General features: G+C 43.1%; 13 protein-coding genes. 3 read left to right on the forward strand and 10 right to left on the reverse strand.

Annotated features, from left to right (window positions below):
- Positions 1 to 109: 109 nt before the first annotated feature.
- From arfA to ACUYLD_RS20035, 9 genes are all read right to left on the reverse strand, one after another.
- Positions 110 to 1,624, reverse strand: coding sequence for an arabinosylfuranosidase ArfA (arfA, locus tag ACUYLD_RS19995; RefSeq protein ID WP_165179623.1), 1,515 nt, complete (start codon positions 1,622 to 1,624; stop codon positions 110 to 112).
- 618 nt (positions 1,625 to 2,242) lie between these two features.
- Positions 2,243 to 4,090 carry an ABC transporter ATP-binding protein gene (locus tag ACUYLD_RS20000; RefSeq protein ID WP_446675819.1) on the reverse strand — a complete coding sequence of 616 codons (1,848 nt, stop codon included), beginning with the start codon at positions 4,088 to 4,090 and terminating at the stop codon, positions 2,243 to 2,245.
- 65 nt (positions 4,091 to 4,155) lie between these two features.
- Positions 4,156 to 5,301, reverse strand: coding sequence for an opsin family protein (locus ACUYLD_RS20005; protein WP_250267226.1), 1,146 nt, complete (start codon positions 5,299 to 5,301; stop codon positions 4,156 to 4,158).
- A complete protein-coding gene (locus ACUYLD_RS20010; protein ID WP_250267225.1) occupies positions 5,298 to 5,987 on the reverse strand; it encodes an ABC transporter permease in 690 nt (229 codons plus the stop codon). The genes ACUYLD_RS20005 and ACUYLD_RS20010 overlap by 4 nt, the downstream gene beginning before the upstream one ends.
- 4 nt (positions 5,988 to 5,991) lie before the next feature.
- Entirely contained in the window at positions 5,992 to 6,870 is an 879-nt protein-coding gene (locus tag ACUYLD_RS20015) for an ABC transporter ATP-binding protein (protein WP_446675820.1), read from the reverse strand.
- A complete protein-coding gene (gene papB, locus ACUYLD_RS20020) occupies positions 6,860 to 8,281 on the reverse strand; it encodes a PapB family radical SAM/SPASM ranthipeptide maturase (protein WP_250267223.1) in 1,422 nt (473 codons plus the stop codon). The genes ACUYLD_RS20015 and papB overlap by 11 nt, the downstream gene beginning before the upstream one ends.
- 708 nt (positions 8,282 to 8,989) lie before the next feature.
- Positions 8,990 to 9,844: a carbohydrate ABC transporter permease gene (locus ACUYLD_RS20025; RefSeq protein ID WP_023986622.1), complete on the reverse strand. Its 855-nt coding sequence runs from the start codon at positions 9,842 to 9,844 to the stop codon at positions 8,990 to 8,992.
- Positions 9,845 to 9,862: 18 nt separating this feature from the next.
- Complete coding sequence (locus ACUYLD_RS20030) at positions 9,863 to 10,747, reverse strand: ABC transporter permease subunit (RefSeq protein ID WP_235306986.1); 885 nt, start codon at positions 10,745 to 10,747, stop codon at positions 9,863 to 9,865.
- A gap of 36 nt (positions 10,748 to 10,783) precedes the next feature.
- On the reverse strand, positions 10,784 to 12,037 hold the full coding sequence (locus ACUYLD_RS20035; RefSeq protein WP_235306985.1) for an extracellular solute-binding protein: 1,254 nt from the start codon (positions 12,035 to 12,037) through the stop codon (positions 10,784 to 10,786).
- Positions 12,038 to 12,573: 536 nt separating this feature from the next.
- Here ACUYLD_RS20035 and bglX point away from each other — a divergent pair.
- The 3 genes from bglX to ACUYLD_RS20050 all read left to right on the forward strand — a co-directional run bounded on the left by bglX (position 12,574) and on the right by ACUYLD_RS20050 (position 19,369).
- Positions 12,574 to 14,748 carry a beta-glucosidase BglX gene (gene bglX / locus ACUYLD_RS20040; RefSeq protein ID WP_446675891.1) on the forward strand — a complete coding sequence of 725 codons (2,175 nt, stop codon included), beginning with the start codon at positions 12,574 to 12,576 and terminating at the stop codon, positions 14,746 to 14,748.
- A 13-nt stretch (positions 14,749 to 14,761) separates the two neighbouring features.
- Complete coding sequence (locus ACUYLD_RS20045; protein WP_446675892.1) at positions 14,762 to 18,202, forward strand: GH36-type glycosyl hydrolase domain-containing protein; 3,441 nt, start codon at positions 14,762 to 14,764, stop codon at positions 18,200 to 18,202.
- 162 nt (positions 18,203 to 18,364) lie between these two features.
- A complete protein-coding gene (locus ACUYLD_RS20050; RefSeq protein ID WP_446675821.1) occupies positions 18,365 to 19,369 on the forward strand; it encodes a LacI family DNA-binding transcriptional regulator in 1,005 nt (334 codons plus the stop codon).
- A gap of 100 nt (positions 19,370 to 19,469) precedes the next feature.
- Here the strand turns inward: ACUYLD_RS20050 and ACUYLD_RS20055 are convergent, their stop codons facing one another.
- On the reverse strand, positions 19,470 to 20,147 hold the full coding sequence (locus ACUYLD_RS20055) for a hypothetical protein (protein ID WP_061830713.1): 678 nt from the start codon (positions 20,145 to 20,147) through the stop codon (positions 19,470 to 19,472).
- Positions 20,148 to 20,188 lie beyond the last annotated feature (41 nt).

Here is a 20,188-nt window from a genome sequence, read left to right on the forward strand (position 1 = left end):
TGGCTCATTTTACGCAAAAAGCTCGCATTGCCGCTCTTGTAATACTCTTACAAGAGAGGATGCGAGCTTATTTAGATACAGTCGAAGCTGTACCTTTTACAGAAGAGAATTAATGAGACTTAGCGAGACGGATAACGTTCCACGATGCTTTGCCCAAATGAGCTTTTACAATTCCGTCTTCAAGCTTAGCATTGCCGCCGTTGTGAGGCGTAACTTTTTCACCGGCTGGACTGTTGGTCGCTTTAAGATCATCATGCTCCAATACAGTATGCTCGACAATGCGGTAGCCTTCAAAACTGCGTACATCTACTGTCAGCTCCAGCGATTCAGACAAATGACGGTTCACTGCAAAGACAGTCAGTGCGTCTCCCTCTTCATCATAAACTACAGCGCTGTCCAGATAAGGAATGTCTGTGAAGTCCTTGGAATCGTATTTTTCCGAATCCACGACAGGCATCAGCGATATGCCACGACCATAACGGGAGGCATGCAAATACGGATAGAAAATCGTTTGTTTCCACGCCTTTCCGTTATTCTCGGTCATGATCGGCGCAATAACGTTAACCAGTTGGGCGAGGCAAGCCATTTTCACACGATCCGCATGGCGCAGGAACGTAATCAACATACTGCCTACCAACAATGCATCCTCAAAGTTATAGATATCCTCAAGCTGCGGCGGTGCCACAGACCACGGATCAATTTTTTTGTCCGCATCATTGGAGTGGTACCATACGTTCCATTCGTCAAAGCTGAGCATCATTTTCTTTTTGCTGCGTTTCTTTGCTTTGATATAGTCACAAGTCGAAATGACCGTATGAATAAAATGATCCATATCCATGGAGCGTGCCAGGTAATTAGCCGTATCATTGTCATGATTGCCGTAGTATTGGTGCAAGGAAATATAGTCCGCTACCTCATAGGTATGATCCAGTGTGGTTGCTTCCCATTCCGGGAACGTCGGCATTGTGGAACTGGAGCTGCCACAGGATACAAGCTCAATGTCAGGATCAATCAGCTTCATGGCTTTTGCAGATTCAACAGCCAGACGGCCATATTCTTCTGCTGTCTTGTGACCAATCTGCCATGGGCCATCCATCTCGTTACCAAGACACCAGGTTTTAATCTTATGTGGTTGCTCTACACCGTGACTACGACGTAGATCACTCCAGTAGGAGCCGCCTGTGTGATTGCAATATTCCACCAGATTACGCGCAGCATCAATTCCGCGCGTACCCAGATTAACCGCCATCATGACTTCGGAACCTACATCCTTGGCCCACTTGAAAAATTCATTCGTACCCACTTCATTCGGCTCGACCGTTCTCCACGCCAGCTCCAACTGTCTAGGTCTGGACGCGACAGGGCCAACACCGTCCTCCCAATTGTAACCGGATACAAAATTGCCTCCCGGATAGCGTATAATAGGAACATCAAGCTGTTTTACCAACTCTTTAACATCATTTCGGAAACCGCTTTCATCACTAGTTAAATGAGTAGGCTCGTAAATACCGCCATATACGGCACGCCCGAGATGCTCTACAAAAGAGCCATAAATGCGTTTATCGACTTCAGCAATACGAAAAGATTTGTCTACGATCATCTTTGCTTTTACAGCTGCTGCCACCTAAACCATCCTCTCTGAATGCGAAAATAAAATCCGTTGTACCACCAAGACTAAGAAGCCGTTTTATTTACGGTTTTAATATAACACACCAGATTTATCATGGTCAATATTATTATTAAATACTTAATGTATCTATTAACGTTCAAGATAAACGATAAGCAATTGGTTACGTATTTCTAAGTGTTTCGTTTTATAAACAAACTTATTGAGTGAATACCTGCTGATCATATTTCCATTAGAGTAAACGGAGGTGCTTCTTTGAACGATAGCGTTCGTCTGAAAGCACCCTCCTAATTGTACTATACACATAATAGCCCGATCAGACTGCAAAATACGCGGCCTGTACCCTTCCTCGCTGTCAAATATAATATTTCGGTTACGGCTACAACGACTCGAATCTATAGACTGAAAAGAAAACTTCGTACATTATCCCATCAATATTGTCTAACTCATATATAAATATATCCATGTAAAGCAAAAAAGCGGAGCCCCTCTTCCAAAGAGAAGCTCCGCTGTCGTTCTTGTGACTATGACTTGTATATTCTACTTAGTCTAGTTCTTTAGGTAAAAAACAATACTGTTCACAGTCCAAATATATGCCAGAATCCCTATACACAGTTAGCGTGTATCATTAGTAACTAGCGCTTCCTGGAATGTATTAATTTCATCAGAAAATAGATCATAGTAAAGCCCTCGACTTTCAATTAGTTCTTGGTGAGTTCCTTCTTCTATAATCTGCCCCTTATCCAGAACTAAAATTTTACCTGCATATAGAACAGAGGTATAACGATGAGAAATGTAGAGGCAAAGCCTATCAATAACAAAATTTTGAAATTGGCGAAATACTTGTTTTTCTGATTCTGGATCAAGAAATGAACTAGGCTCATCTAATACGTAAACGTCAGCATCTTTGAAGAGCGCTCTCGATATAGCTATCTTTTGCCACTGCCCTCCTGAAAGCTGTATACCCCCTTCAAAGTTTCTTCCTAGCTGTTGTTCTAATTGATTAGGCAAATCTCGTATTATCTTATCTACTCCTGTATGTTGTGCCGATTTCCATATCCTAGTATCAAATTCAAGATGTTCTATACTACCAAAACCTATATTTTCTCTTACTGAAAAATCGAATTGAACAAAATCTTGAAATATAACACCTATTTTTTTATAAAGTACTTCTTTATGATAATTTCGAATCGAGATAGAATTAATTAAAATATCCCCTTTAAAATCTTCATATAATCCCATTAAAAGTTTTATCACTGTTGTTTTCCCTGATCCATTCCTGCCCACTAGAGCAAGAGATTCACCACGCTTCATTTTAAAACTTATATCTCTGAGAGCCAATTCTTTTTGATCTGGGTAGGCAAATGAAACATTTTTAAATTCTATGCATTCTATCGTCGAATCAGCTTGTATACCTGATTCTCTTAGCAACATACTAGAACTGTCTTGTTTATGTTTTATGTTAAAAAAAGCGAATAATTCATCTAGATACAGATTATGATCACACAATGAAATCAATCCTTGAGATACTGTGTTAATATTTTGATTAGCTAATAATACTGCTTGAACTAATGCATAAATACTGCCAACGAGAAATACTTCTTTCCAAGCTATTTGTATAATCATAATCAAAGCAATGGCTATAAATAATGTACTTATTACTTGAAAAGACAAATATAACGCAATACGTTTTTTGGCTAAATACTTATCCTCTTTGTAGAAAACATCAAAAATGTCCTTATATTTTGCTGTAAAGTAGTCACTAAGTTGATACAATACGATTTCTTTAAAAGACTTCTCATTAGTCAATAAGTAATTAATATACCTGGATTTACGTTGTAAAGGAGCCCGTTTTTTCTTGGCTACATATTGAATTTGTGTGAACCTCAATAAAGAATAAAAAGATGCTAGGGGGGAAACAACAAGAATCAGTAAAATCCACCATCTGAATGCTATTAAAATGGCAATACTAGAGCATAACGTAACCATGGAACTTAACAAATTAATGAGTTCTTTATAGATCTGAATAGGTCTATCTATTGAGTCGTTTTGTACTCTTTTGAGCTGATTATGTACTTGCGGACTTTCAAAATCCGCAAGGTTAAATGTTGATGTTTGTGATACTATTAATGTTTGTAATTTATTTATCAGTGAAATTTGAAATAATTTATCAGAATATTCAATTAAACTTGAAATAAGCAAACTAGAAAACATCACGATAATTACAGGGAACACTGCACTTATTTGAAGCTTATGCCATACCGTGCTAGTCTCTAATTCAGAAACCAAATACTGTATGGAAAGAAGGTTAGCAATCGGGAGTATTCCTTTTAGTAGATAGCCAAAAATAATGATAATAAAGTAGATAGGTTCTGTACTCCATAATAACTTAGTTAACTTCGGCCAATATTGGAATGAATGAAATATAGCTCTGAAATTCAAATGTTCTGCCTCACGTTCCATGCATCCCATCCCTTTCTTTTTATCTACTATTATTCGTTCTTCATGAAACCTCGCTATTTTAGCTCTCATTCCCCATGAATTGTATAGACATTTTCGGGATTTTTCTTTCTAACTTCCATAATAATGTCATTTTTGAGGTGTTTAAAAGCGTCAACTTGCTCATTGGATAAGTGGGTCGATTGGGGCAAAATGTAATCAATCCACTTACTCGCCCAATCCATTCCGAAATTAAACTCTAAAAGCTTATTTGAATAAATATTGATTTGAAGTTTATTATGATTTTGCACTATTATTTTCGGCTCGAACGATGACATGGAGTGTATTCGGGTGATTTCCAGGGTATAGCGAACCGGGTGTGTCTCCTTTTTCTTAGCCACTTGATACAGCGTTTCAAAGAGGGTGGCAAATTGCCTCGCCTGATACGAACTAATCCCCTTATACTCTACTTGTGTTTGTCCCACAGTTATTTTTTGAAACGACGAAGTCTGTAGATTCTCATTAAATAGCCTCTCATATCCCCATACGCCAATCAGTATACTACAAGCAAGGACCGTACTAATCCAAGGGATTATAGACTTTTTGCCCCCTCCGCGCCGACTGGATAACAATGTGCCTAATCCATAAAATAATAAACTACAGCCTAAGAGTCCAAAGAGATTTCGCCAGTTGATCATATAGGGGTTGAATATATTCACTACAGGAGATATGTAACGTAACTTTTCATTAAAAGACCAGGAAACTAAACCTATAGGAAGGTAAAAAGCAATGAGAAAAGTGAAGGCCAACCCATAATGCTTTACTACCTGCCCTAACAAGAGACCCAACATCGACGAAAAAACACTAGAAAAAAACACAATGATAACCAAATTCCATAATGATACATCAGCGAATGATTTCCATAAAAGTCCTATCATCATGAGCAAGAGAGGAAACGAAAGAATTAAAGAAACATAAAGCTGGTAAGTGATTAAACGGTAATTAGGAAAGACGGAAATATATATATACGGCTCTGTATGATTACGATTATGTATACTCGCAATCTGTAAAGAAAAAAAAGCTACAAATAACAAGTTAACACTATAAGTTATTGCAATACCTTCATTCATTATTAAATTGAATAAAATAACCACACTAAAGGAAACGAGCAAGGTTACTGCTTGTTCTCTTCGAAGTAAAAGCTGTAGCCAGAAACGAACTATAATTCCATTCATTCTTGTACCCTCGCCATCCATAGATGATTACTGACTTTCATCAATACCCACATAAACAAAAATAGGAATATCCTACCAAAAGCAAACGACTGTGTGAAGAAATTGGAAATAATCCAATCTGGGTTAAACCAGATTGAAATGTAGGGAAAGTTGATAGTAATACTGATTAAAAGGTAAACGAGCATTACAATGTTTACATACAGTTGTTTACGTAAGAGCAAGTTCAATATGACAGTAATTTGAACAGAATATCCCATAGTTGCTAAACCTGCTACTGTTAGATGAAGCAGTATCAAGAATGGAGCCTTACCATGAGTCGACCATTGAACTACACAAATCATAGCTAAAGCGACAAATTGAAATAAGCAAACCACTCCCCATAATACAAAACTCTTACAATAAAAATATTGGGCTCCTTTAAGCAATTTAGGCATAATAACAGAAGAGATCATTTTTTGCTTCTCGCCATCATAAAGAACAGAATACATTAACGGCATTAGTAATATGGTAAAGAACATTTGTCCATGATGCAAAAATATCCATAACTCGTTATTCTTATTCCCTGCTCCTAGATATAAAAATAAAGGAATTAAAAAACAAGAGAACGTTAGTGCTATAAAAAACACTACACTTTTCTTCATAAGCAAAACTTCAAATCGAACTAGGGCTCTGATTACTTGTCCCATTCTGCTAACTCTCCTCCGGATCGGAAATGTATAAATACGCATCCTCAAGATTAGCCGTTTCAGGTGTGACTTCTGTACAACAATCTGGAGGGTAGTTACACAATAATCGAGCCTGAATTCTTCCTTCCTTCCGCACAATGGAGGTGATTCGAGCTTGTTGGCTTAATTGTTCCAATTGATGCTTGCCAACATCAACCAACCATACTTTACCCTCGACAGTTCGAATCATATCGTCTATAGCCCCTTGATACAGACAACGGCCTTCTTTTAAAACGAGTAGTTTGTCACATGTGCTCGAAACGTCAGGAACAATATGAGTAGATAACAATATAATCCGCTCTTCTCCATAATTCTGAAGCAAGTTTCGAAAAGCAATTCTTTCTTTGGGGTCCAGTCCAACCGTCGGCTCATCAACAATTAACAACTTAGGTTGTCCTAACATAGCTTGGGCAATTCCTAAGCGCTGCTTCATTCCCCCAGACAGCTGTTTTATTTTTTTATGAACTTGATCGATAAGTCCCACCTCAATTAATCGCTGAGATGTCTCCTCTTGAATATGACGCTTACCTTGAATACCTTTTAAAGCTGCAAAATAGTGCATAGATTCCATAATCGTTACATTTGGAAAAAAATCGAAATGTTGTGGCAAATACCCTAGTAAGGAACGAATAGCATCAGGTTCTTTTTTCAAAGAATGTCCGAATATTTCAACTTCCCCTCGGTCGAATCTAAGTAAAGTGGCAAGAATTTTCATTAAAGTGGTCTTACCCGCCCCATTGTCTCCGAGCAGTCCGAAAATACCATTATCAATGTGGAAATGAAGCTCGTTAAGTACTTGGTGAGAACCATATGACTTACTTAAAGCTTGAATATCAATTGTCAAATGAGACATCCTCCAATAGTTGCTCTCGCTGCCGCTTAGCAGAGAACAGGTTTTTCTTGTCTTCTTTAGTTAATCGTAAATACAATTCCATACAATCCATTATTGCACTACGAGTAAAGTTACAGTATTTATCCACTGGCTCATTAATCGAACCACTAAGCACCATATTTTCTTGAGGACAACCTCCACCACATAGATTCTTAGCCCAACATTCTCCGCATACAGTTCTCTTCTCTAAACGCATCTCACTAAGCATGCCACTCTTCTTTCTTACATCCATCCCTTCCCTTACATTCCCTAAAGAATAATCCTTTTCATTAACAAATCGTTGACAAGGATAAAGATTACCATGCACATCAACGGCAAGCATATGCGAGACCGCTCCACAAAAATAATCTCGCTTAGAAGAAGAATGAATCATCTTCAAGTATTTTAGAATGTTCGATATTTGACGTGCTTCCCCATATTTTTTAGCTTGAAGCAAAGATTCAAAATGAACAACCAATTTGGTGAATTCCTTTGCATACTTCTCAAAGTCTTCCTCACTAAGCATCTCGACTGCAGGATACATCGCAACATGGCGGATACCAATCCCCATTAAATGTGTAAGTGTATGTGTTATATCCAATTGTACTGGTGAAATCGTAGCTCTTGCTGTTATGACACCTTTTTTTCTTAAACTTTCTGTTCTATTTAAAATGATTTCATAGGTACCTTTTCTGTTCTGATAATATCGATTGAAATCGTGCGTCATTTGATCACCATCTAGACTTATCTGAATAGAAATATGATGATCTAATAAGAAGTTTTCAATTTCTTTGGAAATCAAGGTGCCGTTCGTTGTCATACTATATGTAACACGTTTATTTGATTTTTCTTGTTTTAGCTTAGTGTAGGCTACAACTTCTTTAATAACTTCAATGTTCAGAAGTGGCTCCCCTCCAAAAAAGCAAATATTCAGTTCTTCTTCTTCGCCAGAATGATTAAACAGATAATCAACTGCTTTTAATGCGGTCTCTGTGTCCATCCGTCCTCGGTCATTATATTCTCCGTCTCCTCCATAACAGTAAGAGCATCTTAGATTACACTCTTGAACCAGCATAAGGATTATAGATGATAGACTTACTTGCTCATCATTGCAACTTTTACATTCCTTTTGAATAGACAAATCTTTATTATATATAACCGATGCTTCCTCCAGACTGGCTAATAGCCTATCTACCTCTTCTCTACTAGAACGATGCTTAAGTAATTCATATATTTCTTCAATTTCCTTACCTTCGCTATTACATATATCTACTACGACATCATCAATCTGAAAAAGCCCATTTGTTTTTATATTGTATAAGTATAACTTTTCATTTTGTTCTATGATTTTGACGGGATTTTTTTCAAATGGAGCACTAATCACTAGTAATCATCCTTTCAAAGTTAACAAAATAAGAGGAAGTCCAAGAAGATTAGTTCCCAGACCTCCTAATTGACTATCTGTGTTTGAAAGTCCTATCGCTGCGAGTTTTACTTCAATTAATCGCTATCATTATTAGTACACCAATGACCACTTTCTTTGCTACAAAACCAATCAGTAGCATCACAACCTACACAACGATCACGTGTATCACAAAAAACGCAAGTCATAGGAGAAACACTACCTTCAGCTGCTTGGTTAATAGGATCGAACAATTTGATTCACCTCATTTTTTATATTTTGTTATTTCTTTTCCAATATAGTCAGTTTTTCATTGCATTTCTATACTTTTTTTAAAAAAATTGTATAAAATTTGTTAACATATTATTTTTGAAATATATTCAATTAAATATAATAAAAGTATAATTCGCTTTGCTAAAAAAAACTGGTCGTTGTTAATGTAATGCATACCCTAATGATTCTGGAGGTCGTAACTTTTATTCACCTTCGTAACACGCAATCTGTATTCTAAATCTTTCTTCTCCCGTTCTCATATATAAACAAAACCTGATGCAGCTTTTAAGAATGAATGTCAACTAGTCTGGATTTCCTATTTTTCTATAAAACAAAAACACAAAAAACGGAGAACTTCTTTGACTTAAACTAAGAAGTTCTCCGTTTTGTGTTTTTATCATTTTGCGTATTACACTACTACTTAATCCCCGAAATCGTATAGTTCTCGATAATATACTTTTGGAAAACAATGAAGATAATCATGATCGGAACGACCATAAAGGTCGAGCCTGCCATTTGAAGGGCAAATTGACTTTCGTTCTGTCCCTTGAGCAGTGACAGTCCGACGGACAATGTGTACAGCTTCTCATCGTTCGCAATAATGAGCGGCCACAGGAAGCTGTTCCATCCGCCGATAAAGGTTAAAATGGCCTGTACTGCTAGAATCGGTGTCGAGATAGGCAATACGATTTGCAGAAAAGTACGGAACTCCCCTGCTCCATCGAGGCGTGTCGCCTCTAGCAGTTCTTCCGGGATATCGGACATGAACTGCCGGAACAGGAAGATCGCGAACGCACCTACCAATCCAGGCAGGACAATCCCTAGCATGGAATTGGTCAACCCCATCTGGTTCAGAATCAAATAGACGGGAATCATCGTCACTTGGCCTGGAATCATCATCGTTGCCAGTACCAGATAGAACAGAAACCCTTTGCCTTTAAATTGGAATTTGGCAAAACCATAACCCGCCATGGCATTCAGAAATAATCCGAAGAAGGAAGCTAAAACAATAATCAGCGTATTCGTCAGATAGGTTCCAAAAGCCATGCTATCGAATAGTAATTTAAAATTATCCAGTGTAAAGTGCTGCGGCCAGATGGTCGGAGGAATTTTGGTTACCTCCCCCTCTGTCTTAAAGGAGGATAGAATCATCCACGCAAAAGGCAGCACCATCAACAGACCTCCCACGGTCAGGAGAATCGCCACGAACCATTGAAATGTTTTTTCACCACTGCGCGTATTGGCGCGGGCTTGCTGAACAGCTGTTTTCACGTTCATCACCTCTCTCTATCAGGACTCCGCTTTATTTTGCAAACGGAACTGAATCAGCGTTACCGCGATGATCGCGAAGAACAGAATGAACGATCCCGCCGCGGCATACCCGAATTTACTAAATTGGAAGCCGTTATTGTAAATGAACAAGGATGCCGTCAGCGTGCCGTCGAGCGGTTTCCCTTTGGTCATGACAAAAGGTTCCTCGAAAAATTGCAGCCAGCCGATCATCGTTGTGATGGACACGAAGAAAATAGCGTAACGAAGCTGCGGAAGCGTAATATAACGAATTTGCTGCCATGTATTGGCACCGTCGAGCTGAGCCGCTTCATAATAAGAACCCGGAATCCCTTTAATAGCCGCAATAAAAATAATCATGTTTAAGCCGATGCCCCGCCAAACCGCTAACACAATCAGCGAAATTTTCGCTACTGTTGGATCGGTCAGCCATGGGACGGGACCTAAATTCATCAGACCAAGTACGTAGTTGAATAATCCAAGCGTCGGATTATACAGATAACTCCAAACCACTGCGACCGCAACCACATTCGTTACGGACGGCAGATAGAACACGACGCGGAATACTTTGAAAGCACGTGATTTCCCCATGTTAATCAGAATCGCGATGCTAAGCGAAAATATCAGCACCAACGGAACACCGATGATGACGAAGAACAGGGTATTACCAAGGGACTTTATAAAGGAAGGGTCCAAAAGCACGTTCGTGTAATTTTCCAATCCTATAAAGCGAATACTTTCATAATTAACGAGTCCGGACAGATCCATATCCGTGAAGCTGATCACGAGCGCCAGTAGTATCGGCAACAACGAAAACAGCGTTAACAGGATGATGGAGGGACCGATAAACAAGTATGGCGCAAGCTTCTGCGAGCTTCCTTTCATGCCTTCACTCCCTTTGACAATGACGGATATGGATCATTATTTTTTCATTATACTTGCAGCCTGCTGATTAAAGTCATCCATTTCCTTCTGTACATCGGCATGACCGCGGTAAATACGTTCGAAGCTCTTGATGAATTGTTGAGAAACTTCTTCCCATGCGGCCAGTTGCGGCAATGCTGCGGAATGATCCAACTGTTTGCGAATCGTCCGAAGCATCGGATCACTCTTCAGTTTGGCATCTTCCCACGATTTAGTAGTTGCAGGCAAGTTACTGGACAGATCCATCCATTTCAGCTGTGTTTCTGGTTTGCTCATGTAAGCCAGGAATTTGGCCGACTCCTCTGGGTGCTTGCTGAATTTCATAATTGAAAGGTTGGCTCCACCCAAAACGGACAGGTTGTTTACTTTGCCAGGAAGCTCCGCTATATTCCACTTACCTTCCAATTCTGGTGCCTTGCTCTTGATTTCTTTAATCATGAAAGGACCGCTGATAAACATTGGAACGATACCCTCGCCTTGCAAACCTTGAACGGAATCAATTCCAATATCCACTGCGTTAGAGCCATTTTGGAAAAAGGTATTCACATACTTCACAGCATCCACAAACGGTGGTTGATTGAACAGCGGATTGCCCTGCTCGTCAACCAGCTTGGAACCGTTCTGGAGAGCAAACATAAAGCCCATAGACTGCTCCTTTGCACTAAAGGAGATGCCATATTTGCCTTTGCCCCGAGCCGCCAGCTTTTGAGCAGCATCGGAAAGCTCTTCCCACGTTTTAGGCGCTTCATTATATCCGACTTGTTTCAGTAGGTCAGAACGATAGAACAAAACTCTCGTTTCAGTGTACCAAGGCACACCGACTGGTTTCCCTTCAAATTTTGTCGTACCTACAGCACCCTCGAAGAAATTCTTCGATTCCAGTTCAGGATACTTGCTGATATAAGGGCTAATATCCGTCAATGCACCCGCTGACGCAAGTTCGGGAACCCATGATGTACCTAACTGAACCACGTCCGGACCGGATTTTGAAGCAACTGCTGTCAGCAGCTTATCGTGAGCGTTATCCCAAGGCAACGCCTGTACATCAACGTGAATATCTGGATTTTCTTTCTCAAAATCTTTTACAATTTCAGGCAGCAGTTTTCCTTCTGCCCCCATGCCCCACATGGTGATGGTCGTCTTGCCGTTCGCATCTTTGCCAGACGAATCATCCTTGGACGAGCAGCCTGCCAGCGCGCCCCCCAGTAATAAGGTACTTGCCAAAATGATCCCCAACGTTCTTTTCATCATACGAATTCCTCCCGAGATGATCGGTTTACCGATCATGCAATATGATAACGGATTCAAATACGAGGATTTTGCAAAATACAATAATTGATTGGAATCGAATTTTGCAAAATCCTGATGCATGTAAATACATAGCGATTAAAGCATACCGCTATAACACTTATGTTCAAAGCACAAGGACCATACCCGTCAATAGAAACGTTTCGATAGTCATTATAAAACAAATTGAAACCGTATTCAATAGCAATATTATTTTTTGTTTGCTCGGAATCCTGACTTTTTTTCGTTTTTATCATCTTTATTACGCTATTTAGCCTATAAAAACCCGCTGAATTGGATTTGACTCTCCATTTGAAAGCGTATATAATCCAACTGAGTTCAATAATAGAAACGTTTCGATTAATAATACGACAGAATATTATGCTTCTATACTAGCTATTAGCCTGTTCAGCATTTTTTTGAATCATCTTTATCCAAAAAATCTCATGAATCTGAAAAAGAGAGCTGTCCACCAACAATACAGCTTATGGAGGATTATGATGGAACAACACCTGAATTCCTATTTAGAAAACATGACGCTTGAAGAAAAAGTCGATCAACTGCTACAGCTTGTAGGTGCCTTCTTTGAAGAAGCGGGAACGGATAGTCAAATTACCGGCCCTATGGCTTCTCTCGGCATTACAGAGAAAAATGTCCACAACGTCGGTTCCGTGCTTGGCCTCGCAGGGGCTAAGGAAGCAATTCGTGTTCAGCAGGCTCATTTGAGTAAAAACCGTCTGGGTATTCCGCTTTTAATTATGGCAGATATTGTACATGGCTTCAAAACGATTTTCCCTATACCGCTGGCTATTGGTTGCTCATGGGATATGCAGCTGGCAGAAGAGAGCGCTACCATTGCCGCTCGAGAAGCGGCTGTATCCGGTGTTCATGTCACATTCGCCCCTATGGTCGATCTGGTGCGTGACCCGCGCTGGGGCCGTGTGATGGAATCTACAGGGGAAGACCCTTACCTCAACAGCGAATTTGCTCGTGCGTTTGTGCGGGGGTTTCAGGGTAAAGATCTGACGAACGATACCGACCGGGTGGCCGCATGCGTGAAGCATTTTGCCGCATATGGAGCTGGCGAAGGCGGACGGGATTACAATACTGTTGATGTGTCCGCATGGCAGCTGCGAGAGTATTATCTCCCCTCCTACAAAGCTGCTTTAGATGAAGGCTGTGAAATGGTGATGACATCCTTCAATACCGTAGAAGGCGTAGCCGCAACGGGCAATAAGCGCCTGATGCGTGATTTGCTTCGTGATGAATGGGGCTTTGATGGTGTACTCATTTCGGATTGGGCCGCGATCAAAGAGCTTATTCCTCACGGCATTGCCGAAGATGAGCGGGAGGCAGCAAAGAAAGCATTACTGGCAGGCGTAGATATTGAAATGATGACCTCCTGCTATAACGGGCATCTGCCTGAGCTGGTTCGCAGCGGACAGCTGGATGAAGCGCTCATTGATGAAGCAGTGATGCGTATATTGAAGCTCAAGCAAAAGCTGGGCTTGTTCGAAAACCCACTACGCGGCGCAGACCCTGAGCGTGAACGTGAAGTTGTGTTCTGCGACGCTCATCGCACAGTTGCCAAAGAATTAGCTATTAAATCATGCGTACTGCTCAAAAATGATTCCGTTCTTCCATTGAATCGCAATCAACGTATTGCATTGATCGGACCTTTTGCAGAGAGCGGCGATATTCTGGGTTCTTGGTCGTGGAGCGGTTCACAAGAGGAAGCCATTCGTGTTGTTGACGGATTCCAATCGAAAATATCCTCCTCGTTGCTCACGGTTGCGGCAGGTTGCTCTATCGACGATATGACTGAGGAGCAATATACAGAAGCTCTGCAAGCTGCCAGCCAAGCAGAGGTTATCGTGTTGGCGCTTGGAGAGCGCTCGGATATGAGTGGTGAAGCAGGCAGCCGTTCCAATATTCGCTTGCCACAAGCCCAGTTGGAACTGGTGAAGCGCCTGAAGACGCTGAACAAGCCTATGGTAGCCGTACTGTTTAATGGTCGTCCATTGGATCTGCACGGCGTCATTGAAGAAGCAGACGCTGTACTGGAAGCCTGGTTCCCTGGTGGCGAAGGCGGCGCAGCAATTGCCGATTTGTTATACGGTGATGCCGAACCTACGGGTCGTCTGACGATGTCCTTCCCACAATCGGTCGGGCAGGTGCCCGTGTATTACAATCATTTTAATACAGGACGCCCGCAGTTAGATCCAAATACAAAAGAACGCTACGTGTCCCAATACCTAGACGTACCGAACGAACCTTTATTCCCGTTCGGCTATGGACTGAGCTACACCAATGTAGCCTATGACAGCGTACAGCTTTCCGGCGACACTCTTACTCCCGGTCAGGAGCTGACCGTTAAAGTGCAGGTAACGAACACAGGAACGCGTCCAGTCGAGGAAACCGTCCAGTTCTATATTCGTGATATCAGCGGTGATACGGTTCGTCCGATGAAAGAACTGAAAGATTTCTGCAAAGTCCTGCTTGCCCCAGGCGAAAGCCGGGAAGTGGAATTTACAGTGACCGAGCCTCAGCTGCGCTATCATCATGCAGATTTGAGCTTTGACAGTGACAGCGGTGAATTTGCCGTCTTTACAGGACCTAACAGCCGAGATACTACAGAAGGCCATTTTCGGTTAGTAAAAGAAACAGGAAAGTGAGGCGTTCCCTTTGATAAATACAAGTCTAGATCAAAATATTTTGCTGCGGACCGGAGACCTGTCTTTTACCTTCTTAAGCAGCGGTGATGTGTACAAGATCGCTCACGGCTCAACGATGATCAACCAACTGTTGACCAATTCAGTCGACGGTTCCTTGAACAATCTGTACTTGAGATTGTACCGTCCGTCCGGTGTAAGTATCACTCCCCTGCTTGGGGTTCGCTCACCGGGAGTAATCCGACAAACGGATCAGCAGATTATTTGGGAAGGTTTCACCGCTGGTGTAGGCTATCAGGTGACCTTCACGCTAAGCCGCCTGGGAGTATGGTTCTGGGATGTAACCCTACAGGGCGATGACGTGGAAGCAGATGTCGTGTACGGTCAGGATATCGGCATTGCCGATACCGCTGCTGTGCGCAGTAATGAAGCTTATTTATCTCAATATATTGACCACACCGTGTATCATGATGAACAAAGAGGCTATACCGTTTGCTCACGTCAAAACCAGCCTCAAAGTCAGGCATTCCCATACATTCAACAAGGCTCGTTAACCCGCACTGTTGGTTACTCGACTGACGGATTTCAGTTCTTTGGACTTTCGTACAAAGAAACGAATGAGCCGGAAGCACTCCGTCGCGATTCGCTCGCCAATGAAGTGTACCAATACGAATTCGCCTATACCGCGTTGCAATCTGAGCGGGTGAAACTGGCTGGGGAAGCTCGCTTTACTTTTTACGGTCTGTTCCAGCCGAATCATCCAGCCGCAGTGACAAAGCTGGAGTATCAGGAACTGGTGACAAAAGCACGTGACGAAGTAGCTGCCATTCTAGTAGACGCTTCCGAGACCATCATACCGGTACGCGCGGCAAGTGATCTTCAGGCAGGGCGTGTGGCCCCAGCTCAAACCATCGGTGAGCCGCTGCGTACACTGAACTTGACCGATGCCGAAGTGGATCAACTTTTCCCCAAACGGCAGGAAGAAGAACGGGATGGCGATGAGCTACTTTCCTTTTTCACGGACAGCTATGAGCATGTCGTACTCAAATCCAAAGAGCTTCGTGTAGAGCGTCCCCATGGGCACATTTTAATGGGCGGGCATTACTCAGGAGGTAAGGAAGAAACCATTACAACCACCTCCTATATGTACGGGGTGTTCAATTCCCAACTCGTAATCGGCAATACAAATTTCAACAAAATGATTACCAACGCGCGTAATGCGCTCAATATTCCCAAGACATCCGGTCAACGTATTTATGTCGGAATCCAAGGGAAATACCGCCTGCTTACGATGCCTTCCCTGTTCGAGATTGGCTTCAATTATGTGCGCTGGTATTACAAAACGGCAGACGATACATTCATTATTACAAACCATACGAATGTCGATAGCCCACAAGTACGGCTTCATATGCGTGCGGCGAGTGGCAAAACCTATCCGTTCCTCATCACTCAGCAAATGTCTATGCATGTGAACGAATATGAGCTCCCGTTTCATATGGAACGTGAAGGTGACGCCCTACTCTTCCGGGCAGACTCCGCCTCTCTGAGCGCCGAGGCCTATCCAGACCTGCTGTACCGAATGCACATAGAGGGCGCTCCATTACAGCATGTGAGCGACGCTCACGCACTGCTACAGGGGAAAGCTTCTCCTGATGCGTCTCTGGTTGTGTTGGAGCTGGGTGACAGCAGCGAATGGACCTGCACCGTGCAGGGTTGGCTGAATGGGCTTTCAGCTGGGCAAGAATCAGCGCACAAAGAGCGTCATGCTTCCTTTGAAGATGAGCGCGAGCGCTATCGGGCATATTTTGCCGAGCTTATGAACGGTTTCCATCTGTCGCTGGGTCAACACGAAACAAACGAGCTATTCCGTGTGAACGCAGTGGCTTGGTGGTACACCCACAATATGCTCGTTCACTACTCTGTGCCTCATGGTCTGGAACAATACGGTGGTGCAGCCTGGGGAACACGTGATGTGTGTCAGGGGCCTGTGGAATATTTCTCAGCTATGCAAAAGTTCGATGAGGTCCGTTCCATTTTGCTGACTGTTTTCAGCCATCAGTACGAAGACAGCGGAAACTGGCCGCAATGGTTTATGTTTGACAACTATACTCACGTGCAGCAAGAAGAAAGCCATGGAGATATTATCGTCTGGCCACTCAAGGTACTGGGCGACTATTTGACCGCTACCCGTGATTACAGTATTCTGGAAGAAAATGTGCCTTACACCCATCGGCATACTTTCGATTATACCAAGCAGACCGCGACTCTCATGGAACATGCCCTGAAGGAAATCGAATATATTCGCGAGAATTTCCTGCATGATACGTATTTGTCGGCCTATGGCGACGGCGATTGGGATGATACCCTCCAACCAGCCAATGCTCAGCTGAAGCAATACATGGCGAGCAGCTGGACGGTTGCACTCACCTACCAAGTTATTAGTAACTTTGCTGCTGCTTTGGAGCAGGCCCCCGCGGGTGTATTAAGGGAAGCCGACAAGATCGCACAAGATCTACATCAGATGGCCAATGGCATCCGTAAAGACTTTAACCGCTACATGCTGGAGAGCGGAATTATTCCGGGCTTCGTGTATATGGAAGAGCCCGGCCAACCTAAGCTGATGCTCCATCCGTCTGACACCGAGACAGGAATCCATTATCGGTTGCTGCCGATGACACGCAGCATGATCAGCCAGCTGCTTACGCCTGAGCAAGCATTGGCTCATGAGCAACTCATCCGTGAGCAGTTCCTCTGCCCGGATGGGGTGCGTCTGATGAACCGCCCTGCACAGTATGATGGCGGTGTGAGCTCGCACTTCAAGCGTGCAGAGCAAGCGGCCAACTTCGGACGTGAGGTCGGGCTGCAATATGTGCATGCCCATATCCGCTTTGCGGAAGCGATGGCCAAATTGGGACGCAAGGATGACGCTTGGCACAGCTTGAAGCTCATCAATCCGGTCGGCATCCGTGCGTCCGTACCGAATGCCGAATGGCGCCAAAGTAACGCCTATTTCAGCAGCTCGGATGGTAAATTTAATACCCGCTATGAAGCACAGGAACGGTTTGGTGAACTGCGTGAAGGAGCCGTACCCGTCAAGGGCGGCTGGAGAATCTATTCCAGTGGTCCAGGAATCTATATGAATCAGCTCATATCGAATGTCCTTGGTGTTCGTCAGTCGGGCGAAGATCTAATCCTAGACCCCGTGCTACCGGATCATCTCGATGGGTTGGAATTTGAATTTTCCTTTGCAGGAAAACCAATTACCTTCGTCTACCGCATGCTGCAAGAGCATACTGGCGGTGAGCAAGGCCGTACAGTATTGAACGGAACACCACTGGAAAGCGTGCCAGCCGATGATAATCGCTACCGCTCCGGTGCCTTGCGCATCAAACGTAGGATTTTCGAGCAAGCCTTGGCAGAACATGATGGTGTACACCGGCTGGAGATTATTTTATAAAGCGTTTTTAATGCTAAATCTGGTATAGGCAACAAAGGGATGGCGATCTTGCGGGATCGCCCTTTGCTGCTTATGTGTAGGACTAAGACATTTGGAATAGATATGTGGTTAATAATGAATATACAATAGCAATTATAAGATGGACGACAAGGAGGTGACGATGTGGTCAGCATTAAAGATATCGCCAAACAGGCGGGCGTTTCCATATCTACCGTTTCATATGCCTTGAATGGTAGCGATAAGGTAACAGAAGAAACTTGCGCACGTATTTTAGCCATTGCCAAAGAGCTTAACTATGTGCCCAATGCCGCCGCACGTAATCTCAAGAAAAGGCAGACCAAAATTATTGGCGTTTTCCTAACTGATTTCCGTGGAGACGTTTATGGAGATTTACTGTATGGCATCAAGGAAATTTTGAACCGCAAGGGCTATGATCTCATCGTATGCAGCGGTAAGCAGTCTCACCGAATGCTGCCGGAACGCATGATCGACGGCGCCATTGTGCTGGATCAGACGTTTGATAGTCAGGAGCTACTGAACTACGCCGAGCGAGGACATAAAATTGTCGTGTTGGACCGTGAACTGAATCATCCTAACATTAACCAAGTGCTGCTGGATAACAAAGCGGGCGCCGCTCTCGCAGTCGAACATTTATTGGAATTGGGACACCGTAAGCTATATGTGGTTACCGGACCAGAAGGTTCTTACGATTCTTGGCAACGGATGCAGGCGGTCAAGCAGACCATTGAGCGTAGCGGCGTGGCTGAAATGATCGAAATTGACGGCGATTTTGAGAAATCGGGCGGTGAACAGGCGGCTGAGATCATTTTGCAGCAACACGTTAGCCCGGGTTCGGAACCTGTAGCCGTATTTTGTCTCAATGATGAAATGGCAGTGGGCTTGTACAATCGAATGGCTCAGTCAGAGCTGACGATTGGCAAGGATATTCATATCGTCGGCTTTGATAATATCGAGCTGGCGCAATATATTCAGCCCCGTCTGACAACGATTGACTATTCCAAGCGTAAATGGGGCGCTGTAGCTGCCGAACAAGTTCTCAAAATCATTGCTGGGGAAGACGTGGAGCATGAACGTTTATACGTTACGCTTGTCCAAAGAGAATCGGCAGGCGCAGCATTCATCACCCAAGATCAACAGAATCTGTGATGAACAGCGTAGAAGTAACCTGCTCGCCAGCCTCCTCCCAAAAAAAAAGAACTTCCACAGGCCCAAAACACGGGGTGGAAGTTCTTTTGGTTATACTTATTTAACTTAACAAATCCTCAATTGAATTCGACAACGACCGTAAGGGATTACCAATCGTTTGCCCCGTCTCCAGCTCCACCTGTAACGCAGCATCAACCATAGACAACTGTGCTACAGCCAGCCCTCTGCTTGGATCAACCTCCCTTAGCTCATACAGCGAACGAACCAGCAATTCCTTATACTCGTCTTCACGTCCCTGCATAATCAGTTCAAAAGCGTCCTCCACCACCTTAACCTCTATCCAAGAAGAGATATCCGGTTTGCCTAACAGAGCAGCCGTATGATAAAGACGCTTCATCGTTCCCTCTACAGTAGCCGGATTCGTGAATACCAAGGTCCGTGGCAGCAAATCATCGCATATCTCATGAAAAAAGGGCTCATCCAGCGCAATTACTGGTGTAGACAGGGTCAATTGAGCCTTTTCTGCCAAAACAATATAATTCGTGCACGTTATCAAAATAACGTCTATATCGCTTTGAGCAATCCATCTCAGTTGCTCTTCTACCTTGCGACTGGCATCGTCCGCAGAAAAATGCGGGTCTGACGAGATCCGGCGCATAAGCCCAGGGTCCACAAAATGTATCAGCTCCACCTCATAAGAAGCAAAAGCTCGTTCCACATAGGCTATGTTCGAGTGATGTGCATGCAGGCAGCCCACACGTTGCTTCAAGCCTTCCATCGTCCAACCTCCTGTTATAAGTTTGCATCATTTTAACAGGA

This window comes from Paenibacillus sp. SER-28 (genome assembly GCF_052906305.1).